Raw genomic sequence first — 23,122 nt, 5'->3', positions numbered from 1 at the left:
AGATGTCAGCTCTTACAGAGAGATCAGCATGTTCCGTGCGCTATGTGATGCTTGCCAAGACAGCTTCTTATCTGAAAATTTACAGGATTGTGAATGTGGTCGTTCACTGTGCTACCGATGCCTGGCTCAACACCTAAACGAGACAGGACACCAAAAACGCTCAGACGTTAGCAAGCTCAGCCACCATGATAAGGACATGCGCCACCTCTTTGACCGTGAAACCTCGCAACGTTTCTTTGCTGAACTGCAAGATTCACCGCACGTCAGCCGCTTTGGCTGCATGATTTCAGAATTCAGCTACAGCGGCAGGGTAAAGCTCTGCCCTGACGGCCGTTTCTTCAGATTTACTATCCAGTTTGATGAGTATCAGCATTGCCTGGCAGAAAATAAGGGAGACAAGTCAGCGGCAATATCACAGCTGATACAAACCCAGTTAGCTAGAATCAGCAGGCTCAACGCCCTGCCGGCGCGATTTAACAATGCGCCACCGTTATTTAGCACCAGCACAGAGAATTGGCAGCAGCCAACAGACTCACTGGCCGCACTCCTTTTCAGCCAGCTTGGACTGGCTACCGATGAACATATCACCCTGCAACTGAGGTTAGCCTTTTATGATGATGTGACGCTAATTGCCATTGCCCCAAAGCCCCATCCCAGCAGCAATAACTGGCGCTACTTTTTGGCCTGTCAGGGTGACTTCTATATATTGAACGGTTTGGCGGCCCCTATTATTGAGGTTAACCGCAAAGCGTCGCTACGCCTGCATCCATCGCAAGTACTTGATTACCTGAGCTTCTTCAGCTTTTTCAGCCAAGGTGAACAAGGCAGTTTTTTCCTTATCACGCGTCCCGAGCAATGTGCGCTGCCGGAAGTACTCAGCAAGGAAAAAAAGAGTGAACTTCGCTTTGATAGTGGTATCGAGCCTTATTACTTCTCCCCGGAGGTGAGTGCACCAGACGATGCAGGCAACTACCGGGTTCGCGCACTGGTTTATTATGGAAATTCACTCTTTGCGGGGATTTTCACCATAGGCCAGGACGGCGCAATAAAAATGACTAACGAGCAGCGACTGGCATCCCACCTTCCCTACGCTTTATCCATTTGTTTAACCCCATGAATTTAGGATAGGACGGTGAGCTGCAAATTCACAGCGCGAATAAGTGGTAATGGACTTGCCATCAGGCACAAGAATCAATGCTTTCACTCTTTTGAAAAAGAACCGATATGAAAAATAAATTTATAAACGACTGTACATCTAGATATTAACAACGTAATATACCCTGGCTTTAGAAATTTAAATCCTTATCTACTACTGCACTTTGCATTTCTTTTTCTTCTTTTATTAGTTTATTAAGTCGAACTTGTATTTTCATTTGCTCTACTGGTTAATGTTTTACTTGTTTTATCTATGGCTTGGTTGGTGAGTTCTCATCAATATTTTTAAATAATAAAAGGTTTCAAATATGTCTAATTCAATAAATGGCGTAGTTAAGTGGTTCAATGAAGATAAAGGTTTCGGTTTTTTAACACCTAGTGACGGTGGTAAAGACGTTTTTGTTCATTTCCGTTCAATTGTGGCAGAAGGCTACAAGTCTCTGACCGAAGGCCAGCATGTTAAGTTCACAGTTGAGCAGGGACAAAAAGGCCCTCAAGCGACCAACGTGATGCCTGAATAATTACACAGCCACTGACAAAGGCTAGTCTAAACTAGCCTTTTTTACCGTAATACTTTCTCCTTGAATTAATCCTCAGAATTTTGTCTTACAGTTACCTCTCACTCGTCAAATAAGCTTTTAATATATGATTCATAAATACAATGGCGACGTCATTAATGCTCAGCCGCCTATTTCTACTATATCTGTAAATAAGTTCAGTGTTGTTTTTAAAGATAACCAAAAACTAAAAAGCATTAAATTTCAGAATGCAATTGAAACAAAGAAATTTATCAGCTGGTTAATAGCAATTTAAGTTGCAATAGTTTCCAATAATCAAGGAAGCTAACAGCCCAATCGACCTGTCATCACTGCCTATATGGCGATCCTAAGTCTTATGCCGTATATACTTGGGCCACAGCCTGGCTTGGCGCTTTTAACGCAGCGCCAACCGTTAAGGTGTTGCCAGATCACTTTCAGCCCAGCAGATTCCATTCCGCATGCTCTTGCATGGCTTCTCTGGCGAGCTCAGTTATTGGATTATGGATCTGCCGTTTGGCCAGACGTTGGGCCAATATCGGTGCAAAAGTCGATATTCAGGTAAAACCAATCCTCCTTGTTCAGTGAGGTCACCTGCCACTGATACACCTGGCAAATACGTTTAACGATATGCATACCTTGGCCAATGCCGGGACTGCTTGCGCTTTTCACCCCTGCGGTTAACAAATCTGTCGGAGTCGCACCGGCCACAGGGTTAGCAATGATCAAGGTGTCGTCGGTCAGGCGAATATGCAGTTGACTGGTGCTGGCATGGGTCAGGGCATTGTTTATGATATTGCCCAGCAAAATATGCAGTAAGTTTCTGTTCGCCTGTATTTGGTAATTTGCCGGCACTTGTAATTCCAAGGCCAACTGCGGCTGTTGTGTTAACTGCGGATTATTTACCAGACAATGCTCAATCTCTTCGAGCAGACATAAGCGCTCTTTTTGCATCGACTCTTCACGCGCCAATGCCAGCAGCACATGGAGAGTCTGCGCCATCTGCAGGGCCGACTGTCTCAGTTGCGTAAGGGAATCATTATCCAGCGGCTGGGAAGGGCTGAGGCGACTTAACACCATCTTCAGCACGGTGGCCGGGGTACGCAGCTCGTGGCTAATATCCCGGGTAAAATCACTTTCGCGAGCCAATGCGGTTTGCAATTGCCGGATATTGTTTTGAATAGTACGGCCCAGATAGCCTATCTCGTTATCCGGCAAGGTATCGCTGAGTATCAGCGGCTGGCCCGGATTGTGGTGCTTTACGCTGGCACTAATATGCTCCAGCGGCCGGATCACTTTTTGGCTTAAATACCGAGACAACGCAAAGGCCAATAACCAGATCAGCGCCAGTGCCAATCCCAGCCAGGGCATCAGTTTAGGCAGGTAATCCCGGGTGACCTCAAAGCCAGATACGTCGGCAGCCAGCACCCACTCATGGGGGCCAAGCGCAAGGGCTTGCAAATGCAGCGTACCGTCTTTGCCGTTGGGAAACTCTATCCGCTGCGGCGATAGCAGATGTAGCTGCTGCACCTGCTCGGGCAGGGCCTGCCACCCCGGATAGAGGGTCATAAAAGGATGGCGCGGGTTGACGATGTCGCCCGTATTCTGAAACTGTTGCTGGATAAATTGCGCCTCGGACAACACCAAACGGTTAAACACATTGTCTTCCACTATCCAGGCATAACTAAGCATCAGCAACATAAAACAGAGCGCTAACAGCAGGGTAAACACAACAATACTGTACTGCAGGGTGGCTTTCAGACTGCGCTGTTCAAACATGTTCAGTCCGTTGCCGTCAGTTTAAAGCCGATACCGTGAATGGTAGTTAGCATGGCTGAGGTAAATGGCTTATCCAGCACCTGACGCAAGGTATAAATATGTGAGCGGATAACGTCGCTGTCGGGGGCATCATCACCCCATATGCGGTTAATCAACTGCTGCCTGCTGACGGCATTGGGGTAAGCCTGAACCAGCATCATCAGAATTGAAAAATCTGTACTGCTGAGTTTTAAGCTTTGCCCCTGACGTGTAGCGACTTGCTGCTTTTCGTTAATCTGTAACTCGCCAATGCGGATAGTTTGCGACTGGTGCAGTTGGTGACGTCGCGCCAATGCCTGGCAGCGCAGCAGCAACTCGGTTAAATCAAAGGGCTTGGTCAGGTAATCATCGGCCCCGGCATCAAACCCCAGACTCTTGTCTGCAATACTGTCTCGCGCGGTTAGCATTAACACGGCTGGCATGGGGTCGCACTGCTGTTTTAGCAGCTTACAGACTGTCACGCCGTTAATATCGGGCAGCATCACATCCAGCACGATAACATCGTAAGCTTGCTGTGCGGCCAGCGTCAGACCCAAAGTGCCAGTGGCAGCATAGTCCACCAGCATCCCCCGAGTGCACAGAAAGTCGCAGATTTCCTGACCAATCTGCGCGGTATCTTCAATGACCAGTACCGACAAGGTTGCCAAACTTATGCTTCCCTTTGTTTATAGAATGACCCGTTAACCCATCTAACGCGTTACGTGCTTTCTCTTTCGTTAAACCGTTGTAACACGCGCTGTAGTGCAGTGTCGACTCCACCCTGCAGGTCCTCCAAGGTATCGTCCACCAGCAGATCCGGCACCACTGCAGTGACCTCTGGATTGCCGCTTGGACGCACCAGCAAGCGGGTAGCAACATAGGCTCTTAGCTGCGAATGTGGCAGATTAAACAAATTTCCCTGCGCACTCTGGTTAGCAAAGCCGCCGGTAGGCTGGCCGGCCAGCAGACCAAAGCGGTTATCCTGTACCGTCGTGGCAAAAACAATGGCAGCCGAGTAGGTTGCAGGACCGATTAGCACCACCACATCACCATCGAAGAGCTTGTCCTTCTCCATCGGCTCAACATAGTAATGTAATTCCGCACTATGCATCGCGCCGGGCTGACCTTTGTAACCAAACAGGCCACGATTATCGTCATTCAGCTTCTCGGTCATGCTGGACACTAACCTGAACGGTTTATTGGCAATATAACGAGCCAGCTCCGTTGCGGTATCAGTATTACCGCCGGTATTGTTGCGAATATCAATAATCAGGGCATTGGGCCGTTGCTGTGCAATTTGGCCGAAGAGGGTTTCAAGCTGGTCTGAAAAATCATCAGGATCAACATCAAAACTGTCGACTTTTAAGTAACCCACATTGCCTGCCAAGCGCTGATATGTCATATCGCCTCCTATTTGCTCGGATGGCGACGTCGATATTTGCCAGGCTTGGCCACTATTAATATGTAGCTTTTGCACTTGGCCCTGATAAAGCAGTTCAAGCTCAAATTGACTGATAAAACCATATACCGCCCATAGCAAATGTGGAAAGCGTTCAGCCACAAAGGCATCCCGCAAGGCGGCGGTTTCGCCGCCCACATAACGCTGCGCCCCAGCGAAAATCTCAGACATGGCAACACCATTAATACTCAAAATCTGACTTCCACCCGGTAATTGCAGATCGCCCGAAACATAGGATTGCGGGACAAACACTCCACTTGGACTCAGTTTTACCGCGAAAGGGAAAGGCTTTTCGCCTTGTTCTTTCAGGGCACTCAGCTCCTGATAAGGCCAAATGAGAAAGCTGTGCCCATCGCCAAATGCATGGGATAGCTGACCGACATAACGAAAAAACTCAACGCGCGTCATTGGCGTTGTGATGGCATTTTTCAGCTCATCCGTCAGCTGACTAAGGGCCGCTTCATCGGCATAGCCGGCAAAATCCGGATGCCTTACCCTGACACCTGCCACAAAAGCATCGATATCCTGTCGCAGCAGTTCGGGAGCGATTTTCTCCTGCATTAGCGCTGGGTTATCGAGTTTGGGGAATATATCCAGATGCGCACCTGTGCATCCGCCTAACAGCAAGGACACACTTAGCAAAAACATAATAATGGCTTTCATAACGCTTACTCCACAAGACGTACCCGAAAGCCTAACCGGCGTCCCGTGAAGATTTTGTCGGCATGCGCAAGGCGGATTCTTCACAGTATCACGATATTCACTATGTTAATGTGCGGCGATCAGGCAAACGGAGCCTTTATGCACCACAAGCAGCCATTAAATCGCCGAAGTTATGCCAATTTCCGCAACTACCGCTTGGTTGCCGAAGCCGAGCGTATGCGCTTTGTGCCCAGCATGACAAACAAGGCTCTGCTACTGGTGTTATTTACCGCAGCTCTGGCCGTATTTATGATCCCGGTAATAGCCCAGTGGCACGCTGGTACATTGGCAGAAGCCGCACAAAGTTCAGGAGCCATGGTCTATGCAGGCTGCCTATTGGGCTTTTTGCTGCTGTCAGGGTGGATTTATCGGGTAGCGCTGAAGCCGGTGGTGTTTGACCGCCGGTGTGATGCATTTTATTACGGTAAAAACAGTGCAAAGCGCGAAGCACGATTAGGTGAAGTGTGCGGTGTTCAGGTCATTGCTAAGGTCGTCTATGCCAATTCAAGAAGGCATGCCAGTTATGAACTAAATGTGCTGCGCCAGGACGGAAAGCGCTTTAAGGTGTTAGACCATTGCCAGCAGGATTTTCTGCAAGATGAAGCACGGCAGTTAGCCCACTTTTTAAAGGTTGAATTGGATTATATAGACGCTACCTAGCCGATGAGTTTCCCGCTGTTCAGCCCGATTCTCTCCATGCCATAGCTCACAAAATAAAGAAAGGCAGTTCAGTCTCAGCAGAGGTTGAATAGTTGTCGGCTAAATACTGGTAGTGTGCGTCGGCGCCTATCCATGTGGAAAGCCGGCGCAGATCATCCAATCTATAGTTCGCAATCTCCGCACTCATGGAAAGCATGCGGCAAGCCAGAATAGTAGAAAACGCCATGACCACGCCAAAATTTAGCCGCCAGGCTGTTTCATCTGGCATCAGATGATCAAACAAAATATCAACGGCTTTAGTGTAAGTCTCTTTACCTGCAGCGAACATGAGGGCGCTGTTGTCACTAGGGCCAAATTTCTCTGCCAGCAATTTGGCCCGAAAGAAAAACAGAATGGCAGCTTCAAAGTCAGAATCTGCCAAACGGAAAATGTAAGCGTCGTCGGTTTGGTGCCACTGAAAAGGCAACAACCTCATCGCAATCAACAATGAATCGCCGCAAACATCATCTCCCAAAAGAAAGGTAGGCACTTGCTGCTTGGGATTATGGCGTTTTAACAGTGTGTCGGATTTCAGCGTTTGCCACGACAAGATATGGTCTTGATGGGCAATGTTATGGGCCGTCAGCAGCCACTTCGTTGCTCTTGAGTAGGGCGAATCTATCACCCAAATCAGTTGATTCATATTATTTTCCCTATGTTGCCATATACCAGCTTAGTTCAGGTGGTGTGAAGATTTCGTGAGCATTAGAGGAGCGATATTAAGGGAAAAAACCTATCTATCTTCACATTACCGCGACGTTCTGCCTGCTAGCGTGAAGCTGTTGAATAACAGGAATAGCGTCAATGAAACCATTCACTTATCTGGCCACTTTACTCTTTGCCAGCAACGAGACACTAGTTAGCGGCATACGTCCAAAAGCAGTGGCTGCGAATCGGCTTCCTGGCTTTATCAAGGAGTTCGCGCTCGGCGGATGCTTGCTACTTACCAGCAAGTCGGCCTTAAGCCTGACCTTAGACATTGGCCTGCAAGTAACCATAGAAGCGGCCATTGTTGATAAAGTTGTCAGTGCTTATGGCGGCGAAACATTACTCAATGCCAAAAGCATCAAAGTGGTCGATTACAACAAGGGCCCCTGGCCCGGCGAAGGAGAAACACCCGATGTGCCAGAGTTGTGGCGCATCAACGAAGAGTTAACTATCGACTATGTGCAAAAGCGTAAAAGCTTATTGTCCTATCGTGTGCCGCGTACCACCTTGGATCTGGAAAAATGGGTTCATGACGGCACCTCCACCCTGATGTATGACATATTGCATGAGAAATATTCTGTTGAAGATTGGGCGGATTTTGAGCGACTAGGCAGTTCCTTAGTACGCAGCAGCGACACCCTGCAAGCAAAAAGACTGGCCGGGCTGCTAAACGAACTGGAATATAGTGGCGAAGAATATTACCGGGGAAAACTGCAGCAGAAGTTACTGCTGAAACTGGCCTCTGGCGAAACATACACTTACGTTATCGATAAAGCCTCCGGACTCATCAATAAAATCCTTCGTGAGCATCCTCGGGCAGGGGAAATGCTGTATGTGTTTTCCAACCACAGTACCGACAGCAAGCTGGCGTTTGCCCGCGATATGAATTTCTTCGTCAATGGACAATTGCGCCTGCTCTCGGTGCAGCGGGATATTCAGCTGAACCCGGATCTGACCGACGCCTTCACCGGCTTTGCCCACTTTACGCCCTGGGGAGAGCAGTTTGATCGTTCAACACTGCAAGCAAGGAAACTGGCAGACGGCGTTTATCAAGCCGGCAAAGGCCGCGCATTGTCGGTATTTGTTGAGCAGCCCGACTTTTATATCGCCATGGGCGCGGCAGACGGGTTAGCCGAGAATTTTGCCGAGATAAAAAAACTCTCCCAGCAAGACAAACCGATTAAATACTTTGTCGTCACCCATCACCATAATGCCAATCTCAGAGGCTTAGATAATGCACTGGCGTTAGGCGCCACCTTAGTGCTGGCGGAACCACACCAGAACAGCGCCTTAAAGGCATTAAGTACAGCAGTTGAGGATAATCTGTTGCTGGTGCCGCCAGGTGCGTCGCTCACCATTGGCAATCTGAATCTGTTTGATATCGCCACCGCACACTCGCAGCATTATTTGCTGGCATATGTACCTGACGCGCAAATGGTCGTTGCAGAAGATCATTATGTCACCGACCTGGTATCCGCAAAGCCACGAATTTACCAGGATATGGTGCGCTTTCGAGAGGCCTTGGATGAACTGAATATTGAGGTGAAAACCCTGGTCGATATACGCGGATGGCGACAGTTCAGCAGAGATGAGTTCAACCTGTGGACGAACGAGTTTAAAACCAAACGCTGCCCCGCCGGTTATGACATCTGTGCCAACGGGTAAATAATTGATCACAGCTTAAAGGACAATATGGTGAAAAGTAGCTTATTGATCTTGCTGATTTTTATTGGCCATTTTGTGCCAGCCGCGGCCCAAACAATCACAGAAAAAGCACTGTCGGTTGGCAATATTTTGCAAATTGAATTTCCCTCTCAGGTGTTGAACCAAGCCAGGATGCTTTCGGTTTACCTACCGGAAAATTATCATCACGCCAAAAAAGCCTATCCCACCTTGTACTTGCTGGATGGAGAGAGGCATTTACCGCACGCAGTGCTTGCAACACGGCTCTACCAAGATTTGGGGGCCGTTCCTGAGCTGATTATTGTCGCCATCCATAATCACACCGAGGAAGACGCAAGAGAGAACGACTTTTACCACCACAGGGAAAAGTTCAGCAAGTTTATCGGCCAGGAACTACAGCCATATATGAACAATACTTACAGAACAACAGGTAGCTCAACCCTGTATGGTCATTCACTGGCAGCCTATTTTGCGCTCAACCTATTGGCCACTGAACCGGATCTATTTGCCAACTACATTCTTGCTGGCCCGCCGCTGCAAGGCCAGGTTAAGGATATGTACCACAATCTGGCCAACAGAAAATTCGCCGAGAACAAAAAGCTTTATATCACCATGGCTCCAGAGGCGGCGGAAGGCGAGCAGGTTTACAGAGCCTATGACCAGTTTGTACAACACTTATCAGCACAGACACTGGCAAATTTAAAGTGGAAAGCCGAGGAGATGGCAGTTCAAAGCCATATTAGCAATTACTACATCAGCTTTTTTAAAGGCATTTTTTGGGTATTCAATTGATAAGCCATGGCGCATGCAGCTAGGCAGGGGAATGGTAAAGCGCCATACAACAGCTTTGCTTCAACACTGGTGCATTACCCCTTTTCCAAGTTACTTCACAAAGTTGCGACGTTCACCTTGCTACTCTGCCCCGGTTAACGAACAGGAGCATGGTAATGAGATACATAAGTTTTATATTGTCAGGCATTTTGCTATTCAGTCAGACGGTGTTCGCCGATGAAAAGCGCGTGCTGATGCTGATTTCCAGTTACGGCACTGAGGCCAACCCCGAGCTGAGCTACGATCTGGAAGAGCTGGCGCAGTCATACTTGGTATTGCACGATAACGGCGTTCAGTTGGACATTGCCAGCCCCAAAGGTGGCGCCGTGTTGGTCAAGAATAATAAAGACTCTCTGGCTTATATTCAGCGCTTTAAAACACTGGCAGCAGCCAAACTTGCGCAAACCCTGGCCACAGGTGACATAGATGTTACCCAATACAACGGTGTGTTTATTGTTGGTGGAGCCGGGGCGATGCTTGACCTGCCCACACATAAAGAAACTCAGGCTTTGCTCACTTCAGCGGCTATCAATGATCAAGTCATTGCGGCGGTATGTCACGGCCCGGCAGCCATCGCCAATATAAAACTGCCGGATGGTAGTTACTTTGTTGCGGATAAGCAGGTAAATGGATTCACTAACAGCGAAGAGCATGCCTTTAGTGGGGAGCACCTGTCACAGTTCCCATTTTTACTACAAGACCGTCTGATTCAAAACGGTGCCCGCTTTGTACACAATGCGCCGATGCTTCCTTATGTTGCCGTTGATGGCAACTTAATCACCGCGCAAAACCCAGGTTCGGTCGCCAAAGCCGCAGAGGCCATGGTCCTTGCTCTGGGGTTGCCAGTAAATAAACGCCAGCTTTTCTCTGATGAAAGTACGATGGAGCTGTTATCTAAAGCTCGCCAGAACGGCCCAATAGTTATAGATCTGGCCTTACAACGCCGCGACCACAACATAGATATTAACTACCTGGCACTTTATGGTTTCTATGCCTACCGCTTAGCCGACGAGGCCGACAAAGCACGGGAACTGGCCATTATGCATGCCATTAGCAAACATTTTTCACACCCTGAATATGATGCCCAGTTAATATTGCAGTCACTTGAACAAGGTCAGTTAGAAAGGGCTAGCGCGGTGTATGCGCAATTTGTTGAACGCTATCCAGAGCACAATTATGTTAGCGAACTAAAAGCCAAATTAACCGAGTAAACCTGCCACCAAAGCAATTCTGCTGAACAAGACAAGTTAGGCAGCTTGGCGGGCTGACAAGGCCGAGCAAAAGATAACACTCTGGGACAAGTAGCGGTGATGCTTTTCGGCGCTACCTGTATATTCGTGCTGTGCAGATTGACAACATCGTCTTTAGGCCGTTGCAAAAGGCACTTTATCTACGATAAGCCGACACCGCTTTTGATAAACAGGCCATCAGCAAACTCATCTCTTTCACTTCGCTTGCCCTGTGCAAAAAACACACTACCCTATTACTTTCGAACAAAAAAGCAGGCTGAGATTGCACATGAGAGAAATGGAAGTCGCCCTGGCGATCGCCCTGTGTTTTCTGATTTTTTCTACTATCTCATCCATGATTCTGGAAGTGCTCTATCGATTTAAGAAGACCCGATACAGCGGGCTCAAATTGATGTTGAAGGACTTTTATGAGTCTGAACTCACACCATTACTGCACCACAGATTGACCAAAGCTACTGATTTTTCGGACGATTTTGTCAAACATATACTTCGGTTGAACAAAGAAAACCACGCATTATCCACCAGTCAGTTTATTCAGAGACTGGCTACCAGCGAAATCGCCGCACAAATAGCCAATAAAACCACCGCGGAAATGCACATACTGATCAACGATATCGTCCGACGTTACGAAGATTACGGAAGCGCCTTTTCTCACAGATTCAAACAGTTTGCCGAGCGGGACAACCTGATTATCGGAGTAGCAGCCGCCATCTTGCTGAATGTCAATGTGATAGCCATGACTAAGACCTTTCTGGACAACAGAGGCCTCACAGAATCGCTGGTATCTCGATCTGAAGCGATTCTGGAAAGTGCTCAGGCCCAGCAAGAGAGAATGCAACACCTCGATAAAGATGCAGAAGATGCAGAGGCATTCCAAGCAGCAGTGGAAAGGCTCAAACAAACCGTTGAGGAGTCAAAAGGATTGGACTTGCCTGTAGGCTGGTCAAGAAATGTCCTGCAATACTTTGAACAAACCGCGGCTGGATTGATGTGCTCGACACCAGACACAGAATCCCAAACGCCACCAACGCAACAACCTTCAGCCAATCCATCAGGCGATCACTTAGCAGCTCCCCAGCCCTATACCAATTGCAAATCTAACGCACAAAAAGTCGGTTTCTGGGGATTTGCGGGGATGGCCTGGCTATTTTCAACAGTCATCACGGGGTTGCTTGTCGGCCTGGGCGGCCCATTCTGGTTTGATGTGGTTAAACGCATCAGTCTGTTTCGCAACACACTCAGCAATTTTGCCACAGGAAAAAACACCACTACGGACAGCAAAACCGACGAGCAAGTCGCAAAGGACTACCTGGCGTTGTTTACCAACGCCAATCTTGCGGCGAATATGATAAAAGGCCCACCGACCATTGTTAAGCCACCCGCCCCCAGCAGTATCAGGTTAGGCAAAATCGTCAGATAAAGGGAGACAAAAAATGGATATCTTGTTAGTCACGTCAGGTATCAAAGCGGCACTTCGGGCTGCTCAGGTCGGTATCGATCTGTACGTGGAACGCGCCGAAGACAAGCCGATATTTTTGCCGAACATCAGATTGCCCCGAGCTACCATCGCAGATGAAATCACGTCGTGGCTAAATGCCAACCAACAATTTCGAACTACGCCCCCCTTCAGCCTGGGCTGGGATCCTGTTGATTTTGTCTGGAACTCACCATCTGAAGTGAACAAACAGGCCTGTATTGCCAGAATGATTGAGATTCGCTCTGCACAAGATTTCATAGACATCACTGAGGATGAGAAGCAGCAGTTAGTTGGTGGCCGAATGATAGAGCAGTGGCGACATGACAACCAGCCACCAACAGCTTGGGCCCGTATTGCCCTGACCATTACCGATATTGGCCTGGAATTCGTTGCCGCCAACCCATCCATCATGGGTGAAAACAGTAAAGGGGAAGCACTTATTCTGGCGTTTGCCAACAACTTAACCTTACTGATCCCAGACGATGTTAGTGATATGGGTCGTCGCCATGATTTTGAAAGCCGCCTACTCGGCATGTTTCTAAGGGCGGGTCTCACTGCCTTGCTTGAAGACGACGGCACTATCATTGAAGACGAAAATGTTGAAGCATTAGTGAAAGGCATAATAAAGCCAGTGAACGATAGCCTTCCTGACAGCTTTCAAGCGCAGATTGAATATAGAAAACTCACCGAAGCCTTGATGGGGCCATCCGCCGTAGCGGCACTCAGCATGCTTTCGTCGAATACCCAGGACTTTCTTGGCAACAAGTTTGCGAATGGCACCGCCTTGCAGGCGGTGACACAGGCTTTGCTGAATGCCAGTGTGAATACCACCGCAAGTTCAAGTATTGCCGCGGTGTTTAGTAAACATGGGGTAACGGCGTTATTTAACTCAGCCTTAACGGTCGCAATAGAAAAACCCCAACTCTTCATTGATGAGCAGGGAAATCCCAAATCCGCCTTGCTGACGAGTTTATTGGTAAATACTGCCACAGCAGTGAAAACGGCAAACAACCAAGGCTTTGATAAGAATCTCGGCGTTACCCTTTGCGCCATGGTTATCGATACTTTAGGCGAACAAGCCGAACTTCTGCTGGCCTTGGATCCGGACAAACCCTGGGAGAATGTCGCGCTGGAGGTCATTCAGCATATGACCACAGATCTAAGTGAAGCAATTTCCGAGAACCGCCGACTGCAATTGTTTAGCCAGAAACAGCAGTTTGAATACGCGCGCATCATCCTGCAGCAAGTCGCCAACACTCCCGCGATGCTGGGAACAAACCACCCTGAGTATCAACGAATTATCAAAGGCATCGCGGAGGTCATGGCAAATGACAACAACTTGTTGCTTTCCAACGATGAATGGCTCCAGATCGCAGCCAGCGCAGCCGAGCTGGCCGCCGTCAATCCGCAGCGCTTATTCGGTTTAGACAACAGCAGCATCCCCAACCAGCTGGCCACAACAGCATTAAAACAGCTACTCATACTCACCAACAATGCGCTGAGCGAGGCACCACAACTACCGCTGCGTGGTTACACCCTCTATTCAGCCATGCAATTGCTGCTGGAGGCCTTGTCTGGTGACATCAGTGAGCTGGTTCAAGACCCCACATTACTCGATAGCTATTTTGCCGAGCTAATTGCAGACATTAATGACTCACCCGCTAAATGGGGCAGCGAAACTATAGTTGCCTATATCCGGGCGACAGTATTTGACGTTGTCGCGAATGGCTTACCTTTGGCAGATTGATATAAGGACGTTTTATCCATGAACATACTGTTAAAATGCGCTGCAATAGTAGCCTCTCTGTTAGTTATGCAGGGGTGTCTGTCCACTGAACGCTATGAGAAGGCGAGTGACCTAAATACCACCGACAGTGAATTAGAAAGGCTGTTAATTGAGGCCAACGCCAAGGATGACAAAACGCCCAAGCCTGCCATAGAACTGCTCGCCATTTATGCATATGACGCCGCCACTGCCGCCGTGAAAAGTAACGAAGCCAAACTGGCGCTGGGTTACTATCGCATTGCTGCCATTGGTTTCTGGCGGGATGACATAGCGGCCAATAACCAGAAATTGTTTGATGTGGTCAATGCCGCTGAGCGTGTGTGTGATGCGATGACCGAAAAAGCCCCGGATCGGGATTGTTTTGTTATACGTTTCACGCCATTACTGGCAAGCCTTGAAGAAGCCCTACTCGCACAACCACCTATTGAATTTTCTACCGCCACAACCGCACAGATTCAAAGCGGCTTAGCTGCGCTGTTCAAGCTGGGCGGTGAAAGTAAAGGCGGGATTGATTTTAACAATGGCGCTTTGCCCAACTTAATCAATCAGGCAATTGCCCAACAAACCTTCCTCAGCCATCACACGACATTAAACCAGTATGTATGCGACAACCTCTCCGCAGCCTTTGCTAAATATGTCAGCGTCATCTCACCTTATCGCGAGAATGCAAAGGGCACTGAGGCGGAAGACCAACTGCTCGCAGACCATCCCCTATATAAGTCGTACAGGACAATCCCTGGTGAGGCGGTCAATTCGCAGCAAGAGCGTGTTGAATACCTGATTGGCAGCAAAGTCGCCAGTTGCAAATCAAGGGGAGAGTAAAGTTTCAAATACGGCTGAATAAGAGCTTAATTCACAGCGTGTATACCAGAATCTTGAGAAAGTTATGGTACCTGGTGTCGGATTCGAACCGACACCATGTTGCCATCGGCAGATTTTGAAAATCCAGCGCCTATTTTAATTGTTTAAAATCAAAAGGTTATTAGAATTAAGAGGTGCTTTGCAAACCCTTTGCACGTAACTGCTGAGTTTTTCTTTTCTCAAGAAACCGATTTATCTTAGTGTTTGCCAGTTCTTCATCATGAGGCGAGCCGCAGCCTTTAACCAGCCACTTTGGACTCACGCCTACAGCGACTCAGCAAATTAGGGTTGATACTGAAATCTAAAGTTATTTGATCGCAACTAGCTGCACGCTAATGGGCCTAAACTACAGTTTCACGTTTGAACTGTGGGGAATACTTTCATCGCTTGGTCATAGACGCTCCTCTAAGACACAGTATGTCCCTTTGTAGATGTGTCCACTGAATTTGGGCAGAAGCCGAGCTTATGAAACACCCATTTTTATTCTTAATAAATCCACTTGCGCTGGAATGGTTGATTTTTGTACCGCAAACTCATATAAGTGAACAAATAACAACCAGACAGATTCCTGACTACCCACAATGCTTAGTCATGCTATCAATAACGTCCTGAAAGTGGCTATTTTTCTGGCATTTGAGGAAAGTTGTTTATCCTTCGATTGCACGAACAATAAATGTAGATTCGCTATAAGCCTTAAGTGATAAGGCTTTCAGATTCGTTATCTAAGAGCTAACTGAGTATTGTGGGTAATCAGAAAAGGAATTAGCGTGATTCATCAACTACTCATACATTTCGCTAAAGTAACTCTCCCATCAGGCCTTCCTGCTAAATATGTATGCAATTTTTAATGGCGAGTAAGCTTACAGCCCCCGACATTTACTAGCGTTACTCGATATATAACTCCTGAGCTCAAAAACAAAAGGAATTGGCATGCAGATTATAAGGATTTTCATCTCATCCCCAAGTGATGTAGCAGAGGAGAGAGAGAGAGCCAAAGAGGTCGTCCGTCGTTTACAAAGACGATACACCCACAAGCTAGAACTCGTCCCTGTAATGTGGGAGGACATGTTTCTTGATGCTGAGGTTTCATTTCAGGAGGGAATTGAACAGATAATTGACAGTGACTACAGCATAGATATCGCTGTGTTTATTTTGTGGTCGCGCCTAGGTTCACCGCTGGGTTGTAAGATATTGAGACCTGACGGGAGCCAATATAAATCAGGCACGGAGCGAGAGTTTGACCTCATGCTTCAGGCTAGAGAAAAAGCCAAAGAAAGAGGGCTTGGCAGCCGGCCATCCATCCTCGCCTATCGTCGGGAAGACGACAAAGCGTTCAATCGTCGTTTGCTCGATCAATCAAACAACCAAATTGAAGAGGCGATTATTCAAAATCGTCTTGCTGAAGAATTTATACAAGAATATTTTTATGATGAGGTGGATGGTAGCAATAAAAGGGCATATACCAGTTATGATGGGCCCAGCAGCTTCGCCGCTAGGCTACGGGTGCATTTGCAAACCAAACTGGATGAACTTCTTCAAAACGACCATTTACTAAAAGAAGGCTGGGATATTGCCGAACAAGGCTCTCCCTATCGAGGTTTGGAAAGCTTTGATGTTGAACATGAGCAGATATTTTTTGGTCGCGAGCAAGAAATTGCCGAGGTTCAAATACTCTTCGAAAAACAAAATGAAGCAGGATCTGCATTTGTTTTGCTCGTCGGCGCCAGCGGTAGCGGTAAGTCCTCCTTAGCAAAAGCCGGTATTATCCCAGCGATAAGACATTACGATTCGAACATAGCGCAGTGTCGCTATATGGTAATGACGCCGGGCGAATACGCCGAAGACTTGATAACAGGTTTAGTTAAAACTCTTGCCTCAGCTACTGCCTTGCCAGAATTGTTCGACAGTGCGAACAACAGAATTACTCAAAATGACCTCATAGAAGCCTTGCGCGAGAATCCCACTACAGCCGTCAAACTCACCTTACTCCCAACATTTAGGAGAATAGCTGAGACTGCCGGAGGTGCTGTTCGTCTGGTTGTACTTATCGATCAACTGGAGGAATTGCTAAGCAATCCAACCATCACTGAAGATGAAATAAACGCATTTGCCCAGGTTATCAGCGTATTAGCAAGCAGTGGTTCAGTTTGGGTAATGGCAACGCTACGAAGCGATTTCTATGGAGACCTACAAAACTATGCCAAGTGGATGACACTAAAAGGACAAGGGAGTCAGTACGATGTTCTGCCACTTGGCGCTGCATACATGCATAGGGTGATTACCGAACCCGCCTGGCTGTCCGGCCTGCAATTTGAAAAACACCCCCAATCCGACGAGAGACTCGACCAATATCTGCTTAGCGATGCTCTCGAAGAGCCAGATGCGCTGCCGCTACTACAGTACACCTTAAGGGAACTATATGAAAAAAGGGGCGATAGCCGTGTTTTGACGTTTGACTCATACCGAAATATTGGTGGTGTTACAGGTGCGTTGGGAAAACGTGCAGAGGCCGTATGGGAATCTTTGCCAACCACATCGCGAGATATCCTTGTCCCCAGGTTATTTCGTTCTCTGGTAACCATTGATCATGAGAGAAAACTTGGCGCCAAGGTATTAACCATTGGTGTAGCTCAAGATGAAAGGATTCATGAAGCATTCGTTCAAGCTAGGTTACTTGTCAAATCTCGCAGTGACAATGGTTCAGGTACAATTATTCGGCTCGCACATGAAGCCATCATTCGATGTTGGCCCAGGTTGCAGCAATGGCTAGACGATTCACAGGAATTTCTGCAAGCCCGTTTTCGAATGGAAAACGCCTATAACCGATGGAACGAAGAGCGACAAAAAGAAGGTGATAAGAAAAGGGCCGACGATTATCTGCTCCCAGAGGGTAAACCTCTGGCAGAAGCTCAAGATATGTTGGTACATTGGCGAGCAGAGCTTCAGCCTGAACTGCAAGAATACATCACTTTATCTGATGCGCACCACCAGTCACGCCGCCGAAAAAGACTGCATCAATATCAGTTTGCAATTGGCCTATTATTGGTGCTGTCTACACTTGCTATATTTAGCGGCGGCATTGCCTTTAATCAATCGAACAAAGCCTCTTCAGCATTAGATCTATCACTTAAATCGGTTGATAAACTCGCCATCGAAGTGATAGACCAGCTCAAAGATACGTGGGACACCCCCGCTCCAGAAAAAATGGCACTAGCCGCCACAATTGACAATCGCTTAGGTACTTTGGCGACTGACATTACCGGGTCGAATTATCTTACGAGCAGCTATGGGCGTTTGCTCACCTCGACGTCTGAAATGGCGTTAGGACTTGGCCTGACAGACACAGCTCATGCCTACGCAAAAAAATCTACCCAACTATACGCTAATCAGCCCCAATTGGACGGCATTAGCAGCCTTATTGAATCGGCCGAAGCACAAATTGCTATGGCTGAATCAGCCAGGATCTTTTTTGACAAGCCGTTGGCAATAAAGAGTATTGAAAATGCTCAGTTAATTATTAGCCAAGTTAATTTCGATAGGCTTGATGATTTATTGCAACAAAAGACTCGCTTGCTGAATGCTCGAATTAAGCGTGTACAAGTTGATCTTGCTGCAGACAAGGGCAATCTTACCCAAGCATTAGATCTAAACCAGTCGCTATTAAATGAATTAAAAACACTACAAAACACAACAAATAACCCAGAAACAGGCAACAAAATAACGCGGCATTTAGTTACCGCCTATGAAAGAGAGAAATATCTACGAGAGCGTATCGGTGAAAATTCATCTCTGACCCCAGAATGGAAAAATGGCATTGAGAAAGTTCAACAATATTTCAATGAAGCTGACCTGGGAAATTCTCCCCACTTAGCGAATCGCATTAAAGCTCTACGCGCAGCAATTCTGCAACAAGAAGACAACTTAGGCGCTGGCATTACCTTACTTGATGAGGTTATCACTTACTACGATCAATTGCTTATCAGCGACCCTGACAATCGAGCCTGGAAAAAAAGTCTTATTGATAATTTGACCAATCATCAACTGATTGCCGATCAAATTGGCTTAAAAGAAGTAAGTGAAATAGACACCCTCACACGAGGCGCCTTATTTGCTCGCCTGCGCGAAGACGGCCCGATAGATGAACAGACATTGCTGGAGCAGTTTGCCTATCACTGGGCTGTTACTAAGCAAAAAATCAATGACGCCAAGCAAAAAAAAGAAAATGAGCAAGATAAAAAAGTTGCACTCTTCAAGGAAGCTCAGGAGCTAATGCTGCAACAGCAAATGTTAATTGACCTAGCCGCAGCATTAGGTGCGGAAAGTGAGCAATTGAATCGATTGCGTTTCTTGCATTCCAACAGTCGAATTGATTTTTATATGGCCAACCAGCAATGGAAAGAGGCAGAGGCAGCGTTTCAACGTGCGTCTTTAACACTAGGTACACCAAAAAATGATTCAGAAGAAATACAAAACTTCTGGCTACTTATCGACCAAGTGTCACTAATGTCCAGCCAAAGTAAAAGCGTGCCTGACGCACTCTTTGATAACATTTTTAGTGCAGAAAAAACGCTTCAAACGCTAGGAATTAATAGCTATCACGCAAATTTCAATTATCTGCATAGGGTTAGAGCAAACTTCTATCATAAGCTAGAAGATGAAAATAAAACTTTTGAGGAAATTTTACGTTCTTTAAATGTCATCGAAAAAGCCTCTATTGAACGTCCCTTAACCTGTAATGACATGCAAAACACCTTGTGGAGCCTAGAATCAGCATTTTGGTTTCAGAAGAAATATAGCGGATGGAACAATCTACCCATTATCGAGCGTGCCAAAACTATTGTTCTCAAAATTCCAGACGGACTTCCATGCGCGAAACAAGAAACACTGATAAACGACTGGCGTTCAATGAGCAATATATTGGCCAGCAAATCCAACGCCTGTGTGGGAGCGTCGGCAACAATAGCTGAACAGCATTTATGCGCGGAGTACTCGCATTTGGAGCAAGCATTACGAGACGGCTTAACTCGTATGCGCAACTTCGACACAACGGTCAGCCGCTATACCACACCCAATATTGCACCTTTTCCGCAATTTAGTAAGAAACAAGCAAGGGATATTCGCAATAGAGTCGCGGCGCTAAAACAAGACGGTTGGAAAGGCAGCAAACCATTGATGAGCGGTAATTGGCAAGACCTACACGGTGATGCCCTGAAAGATGCAATTAAGAGTTTTGCCTCGTTAGAACAATTCAAAAATATAAAATTGGAAGACAGCATTGCACACATTCGACAAACCAATCTGACCTCATTCCCTGAAGCTAAATTATTGGAAGCCGAATATGCCAGTGCCACAGGCTTAACCCCAATAGTGGCAATACTGGTTACGCCGAATAAGGTATATGAGCTAAACGATCACTATTCGAGCATTAGAGCCGCCGCCGACGAGCTGTCAATTCGAAACAAGGACGCTGCGACAGACTACATTCGATTTTATTTTGCCTACATTATGGGCCGCCATGGCCGCTTTATCATCGTCGAAAATGAAGCGGACATAGACTGGTTGGATACAGCTAATCAAAGCCAGCGAGCTAGCATTCTCAAATTGTTGCGCCCCATTGAAATGGCGATCAATCCAGCACGGGACGGTTATTGGACGGGATCGGCGACAATGCTCCTTAAAGACACTCTGTTCACCGTCACTATTGATCTCCTCCCGAATGGAAATGTGATTATGCGCGATCAGATTATATTGGCAGAGGTTATTCCGACGGCAGAAGACTATCTGCGCTATACGTCGGCGGGTTATGTAGTTCAACAGGATTCGATTGATAAGCTTCCAAGCTTTTTGAATAGTGCTGAACCAAGCCTTACCAGTATGACTAGCTCGGTACCGAACATGAAAGGAGCCTGGCGAACACTAGTAGGTGATGAATATCGCCAAGCGCTGCAGCGTTTCTTCCAAGCGGCCACAGACGGTGTACCACCGGCGCTTTTTATGTCATCTGACGTTCAAATAAAAGCGTTAAACCTGCCGTTTTACCAAAACGGTCAGCTTCTTGAAGCAACTTATATGGATGGGTTAGGGGAAAGGGCGTTGGTTACCATTGTAACCCTAGCCAATAGCGCAACCTTCTTAAATGGTACAAGTCCGCCAATTCATCAGATCAACAAAGAACAAAAACTTTCTTTGAACAGTTCTGAATTTGCCGATATTTACATTCGCTTTTTTTGTTTAAATATACACGGTGATGAAGGACCTTTTCGGCTTGTCGAATCTCTAGATGAATTGCCCTGGGCTGAAAGTGTGAAAGCTGAGGACAGACTGCTAGTCGAGGGTAAAGTACGCCCGTTGACTGTAACGCCAGATCCTAAAAATAGCGGGCATTGGCTAGCTAAAGCAACCGTTCAGTATTCCAACACCTTGTTTGAAGCGGACTTTAGTATTGCACCTTCAGGCATGGTTGAAATGCTAAGTGAAAAACCATTAGCTGAAAATCTATTTATTAACCCGCCTAAGATGACCAAACGAGGACTAGTTAACGTAAAAGGAGTAAAACGCCTTCAGTCAATCACGCTGAGTGCGAATAAAGATATTTATCGAGAAACCATCAACACAACCCTGCAAAAACCTGAATCAGAGAGACCGTCGCATTGGCGCGAATTAATGGCGGAAAGTTTGTTCTACGAGATGCGTAATTTAAAGGCAGATGACAATGCCCAAGCTACGTTAAATGAGGTGATTGATACTGCTATTGATTGGTGGCAAAGCACGACGCAAACTGCCGATGTTCAGGCACCATCAAATGTTAATAATAGTAGAACAGCTAAGCTAGCAATTGGTCTGCTGACGGTTGCGCTGGAGATAGCACAAGAACTGGCCCCAGAGCTAAAAGAAAAGATAGAAACAGAGCGAGATAAAATGCAAAAAGGATGAAAAAAACGTTGTTACCCGCTCCAACTGCGGTAGCAGTGACAACTTGACCTTACTGACTTATACATCTTTTATGAATCAAAGACTGATAAGTCTGCAACATAGACAATCCGTGACCGGTTTGGGTGAAGACGTCGAATCTTATTAAAAATAAGATTTTCTAAAAACCAGAGTTACTCTTTTCGGCAACTATTCATCTCAGGATCATGCTGCGCACCGATAAAGAGGTAGGTATTATCTGTTTTCCCATCCCGATTCAGGATGGTCCCCAAAGCCTCATAGTCATAACTGTCCGTTAGCTGCCCGGAATTGTCCGAAAGGTCACGGGTAGTTCCCAAGCTATCGTAGTGATAGAAACGCCAATCACCTTCAACTTCCTCAGCAATCAGGTCAGTACCATACAAATAGGCCTTCAGCAGCGAATCTGTGCTATCCAACTCTGCTGCTGCCAGGGCATAGTCGCGGTTGCTATCCACCACATAGCGAGTTTTAGTGCCATTTAGGGTATTGGCAATAAGGACGCCATCGGGGTTGTATTGGTAGCTTAGGCTATTGGTGCCATCACTAAAGCCGGTCAGTTTGTGCCGAGCGTTGTCGCTATAGGTCTGGGCATGGTTTTTAGCTATTCAAGGGAGCCAAAAACTTATTAAGGTCTTTTAAATTAAAATGATGAAGAAGTTATGGTGCCTGGGGTCGGACTCGAACCGACACAATGTTGCCATCGGCGGATTTTGAATCCGCTGCGTCTACCAATTTCGCCACCCAGGCAAGGGAGGTCTTTTAAACAGTTTGGCTTTGCTATATCTAAGAGCGCTTTGCACTCTCGCTGCGGTCGCTTTCGACTTCCTATTTCTCGCGACACTCGTGCATCCTGCACGTTGTCTACCAATCTGGCCTCTCAGTTAAGTGAGGTCTTAGTTCCGATAATGATGCCAAGGGCTTGGCTATCAGAGTGGCACGCATTATAGCGACTGGCTTTAGCCATGCAAGTACTTTGTGTGCAACAGCGTCACAAATGCTTAATAAACAACCACCTCAGTTCACATAGCTAATGCAATGATGCCAATCAGTTGGCAACTCTCACCTATCAAAGTGCTTCTGCTATCGTTTTGTACCTTATCAGAGCTTAGATCCAATTTCGTTTGAAACCATCAGGTCTTCGATGAAGCCCTGTTTATTGAAAGGCGCAAGAAACAGGTAGCCCCAGGTAAGGCAAGCTCATCAAGATAAGGCGCTTGAAGACAGTTG

Annotated in this window: 15 protein-coding genes and 1 tRNA gene; 10 read left to right on the top strand and 6 right to left on the bottom strand. The window is 46.9% G+C overall.

The window, feature by feature from the left end:
* The first annotated feature begins 196 nt into the window (after window positions 1-196).
* Both KJY73_RS12380 and cspE read left to right on the top strand, forming a co-directional pair.
* Window positions 197-1,117, top strand: a complete 921-nt coding sequence (locus KJY73_RS12380) for a hypothetical protein (protein WP_214344040.1) — start codon at window positions 197-199, stop codon at window positions 1,115-1,117.
* Between the two features lie 346 nt (window positions 1,118-1,463).
* Entirely contained in the window at window positions 1,464-1,676 is a 213-nt protein-coding gene (gene cspE / locus KJY73_RS12375; protein WP_214344039.1) for a transcription antiterminator/RNA stability regulator CspE, read from the top strand.
* Between the two features lie 516 nt (window positions 1,677-2,192).
* On the opposite strand, the gene KJY73_RS12370 is transcribed toward cspE, so the two are convergent.
* The 3 genes from KJY73_RS12370 to KJY73_RS12360 are packed head-to-tail and all read right to left on the bottom strand — an operon-like array spanning window position 2,193 to window position 5,610.
* Window positions 2,193-3,470, bottom strand: a complete 1,278-nt coding sequence (locus KJY73_RS12370; RefSeq protein ID WP_214344038.1) for a sensor histidine kinase — start codon at window positions 3,468-3,470, stop codon at window positions 2,193-2,195.
* Between the two features lie 2 nt (window positions 3,471-3,472).
* Complete coding sequence (locus tag KJY73_RS12365) at window positions 3,473-4,156, bottom strand: response regulator transcription factor (protein WP_214344037.1); 684 nt, start codon at window positions 4,154-4,156, stop codon at window positions 3,473-3,475.
* A gap of 50 nt (window positions 4,157-4,206) precedes the next feature.
* Entirely contained in the window at window positions 4,207-5,610 is a 1,404-nt protein-coding gene (locus tag KJY73_RS12360) for a S41 family peptidase (protein WP_214344036.1), read from the bottom strand.
* 138 nt (window positions 5,611-5,748) lie between these two features.
* Here KJY73_RS12360 and KJY73_RS12355 point away from each other — a divergent pair, with 138 nt between their 5' ends.
* On the top strand, window positions 5,749-6,309 hold the full coding sequence (locus KJY73_RS12355) for a hypothetical protein (protein ID WP_214344035.1): 561 nt from the start codon (window positions 5,749-5,751) through the stop codon (window positions 6,307-6,309).
* A gap of 46 nt (window positions 6,310-6,355) precedes the next feature.
* Here KJY73_RS12355 and KJY73_RS12350 read toward each other — a convergent pair whose 3' ends face one another.
* Window positions 6,356-6,991 (bottom strand): glutathione S-transferase N-terminal domain-containing protein, encoded by a 636-nt coding sequence (locus KJY73_RS12350; protein WP_214344034.1) that lies wholly within the window; start codon window positions 6,989-6,991, stop codon window positions 6,356-6,358.
* Window positions 6,992-7,152: 161 nt separating this feature from the next.
* Between KJY73_RS12350 and KJY73_RS12345 the strand changes: the two genes are divergently transcribed.
* The 7 genes from KJY73_RS12345 (at window position 7,153) to KJY73_RS12315 (ending at window position 21,877) form a co-directional block, all read left to right on the top strand.
* Entirely contained in the window at window positions 7,153-8,721 is a 1,569-nt protein-coding gene (locus KJY73_RS12345) for an MBL fold metallo-hydrolase (protein WP_232848588.1), read from the top strand.
* 30 nt (window positions 8,722-8,751) lie between these two features.
* On the top strand, window positions 8,752-9,531 hold the full coding sequence (locus KJY73_RS12340) for an alpha/beta hydrolase (protein WP_214344033.1): 780 nt from the start codon (window positions 8,752-8,754) through the stop codon (window positions 9,529-9,531).
* Between the two features lie 155 nt (window positions 9,532-9,686).
* Complete coding sequence (locus tag KJY73_RS12335; protein WP_214344032.1) at window positions 9,687-10,781, top strand: type 1 glutamine amidotransferase domain-containing protein; 1,095 nt, start codon at window positions 9,687-9,689, stop codon at window positions 10,779-10,781.
* 307 nt (window positions 10,782-11,088) lie between these two features.
* Window positions 11,089-12,240, top strand: coding sequence for a hypothetical protein (locus tag KJY73_RS12330; RefSeq protein WP_214344031.1), 1,152 nt, complete (start codon window positions 11,089-11,091; stop codon window positions 12,238-12,240).
* Window positions 12,241-12,253: 13 nt separating this feature from the next.
* Window positions 12,254-14,044: a hypothetical protein gene (locus KJY73_RS12325; protein WP_214344030.1), complete on the top strand. Its 1,791-nt coding sequence runs from the start codon at window positions 12,254-12,256 to the stop codon at window positions 14,042-14,044.
* 18 nt (window positions 14,045-14,062) lie between these two features.
* Window positions 14,063-14,905, top strand: a complete 843-nt coding sequence (locus tag KJY73_RS12320) for a hypothetical protein (protein WP_214344029.1) — start codon at window positions 14,063-14,065, stop codon at window positions 14,903-14,905.
* A 969-nt stretch (window positions 14,906-15,874) separates the two neighbouring features.
* Window positions 15,875-21,877, top strand: coding sequence for an nSTAND1 domain-containing NTPase (locus KJY73_RS12315; protein WP_214344028.1), 6,003 nt, complete (start codon window positions 15,875-15,877; stop codon window positions 21,875-21,877).
* A gap of 170 nt (window positions 21,878-22,047) precedes the next feature.
* Here KJY73_RS12315 and KJY73_RS12310 read toward each other — a convergent pair whose 3' ends face one another.
* Together KJY73_RS12310 and KJY73_RS12305 are read right to left on the bottom strand one after the other, a co-directional pair.
* On the bottom strand, window positions 22,048-22,350 hold the full coding sequence (locus KJY73_RS12310; RefSeq protein WP_214344027.1) for a hypothetical protein: 303 nt from the start codon (window positions 22,348-22,350) through the stop codon (window positions 22,048-22,050).
* Between the two features lie 205 nt (window positions 22,351-22,555).
* Window positions 22,556-22,642, bottom strand: a tRNA-Leu gene (locus KJY73_RS12305).
* Between the last annotated feature and the right edge of the window lie 480 nt (window positions 22,643-23,122).

The sequence above is a fragment of the Bowmanella yangjiangensis genome (assembly GCF_018531185.1).
Classification (GTDB): Bacteria; Pseudomonadota; Gammaproteobacteria; order Enterobacterales; family Alteromonadaceae; genus Bowmanella; species Bowmanella yangjiangensis.
The sequence above is the reverse complement of the archived record's forward strand: the minus strand, read 5'-3'. Positions and strand labels throughout refer to the sequence as shown.

Coding starts and splice junctions, on each gene's coding strand:
- KJY73_RS12315 (WP_214344028.1), top strand. CDS start 15,875: ATGCAGATTATAAGGATTTTCATCTCATCCCCAAGTGATGTAGCAGAG.
- KJY73_RS12370 (WP_214344038.1), bottom strand. CDS start 3,470: ATGTTTGAACAGCGCAGTCTGAAAGCCACCCTGCAGTACAGTATTGTT.
- KJY73_RS12355 (WP_214344035.1), top strand. CDS start 5,749: ATGCACCACAAGCAGCCATTAAATCGCCGAAGTTATGCCAATTTCCGC.
- KJY73_RS12350 (WP_214344034.1), bottom strand. CDS start 6,991: ATGAATCAACTGATTTGGGTGATAGATTCGCCCTACTCAAGAGCAACG.
- KJY73_RS12380 (WP_214344040.1), top strand. CDS start 197: ATGCGCCACCTCTTTGACCGTGAAACCTCGCAACGTTTCTTTGCTGAA.
- KJY73_RS12330 (WP_214344031.1), top strand. CDS start 11,089: ATGAGAGAAATGGAAGTCGCCCTGGCGATCGCCCTGTGTTTTCTGATT.
- KJY73_RS12325 (WP_214344030.1), top strand. CDS start 12,254: ATGGATATCTTGTTAGTCACGTCAGGTATCAAAGCGGCACTTCGGGCT.
- KJY73_RS12320 (WP_214344029.1), top strand. CDS start 14,063: ATGAACATACTGTTAAAATGCGCTGCAATAGTAGCCTCTCTGTTAGTT.
- KJY73_RS12345 (WP_232848588.1), top strand. CDS start 7,153: ATGAAACCATTCACTTATCTGGCCACTTTACTCTTTGCCAGCAACGAG.
- KJY73_RS12360 (WP_214344036.1), bottom strand. CDS start 5,610: ATGAAAGCCATTATTATGTTTTTGCTAAGTGTGTCCTTGCTGTTAGGC.
- KJY73_RS12335 (WP_214344032.1), top strand. CDS start 9,687: ATGAGATACATAAGTTTTATATTGTCAGGCATTTTGCTATTCAGTCAG.
- cspE (WP_214344039.1), top strand. CDS start 1,464: ATGTCTAATTCAATAAATGGCGTAGTTAAGTGGTTCAATGAAGATAAA.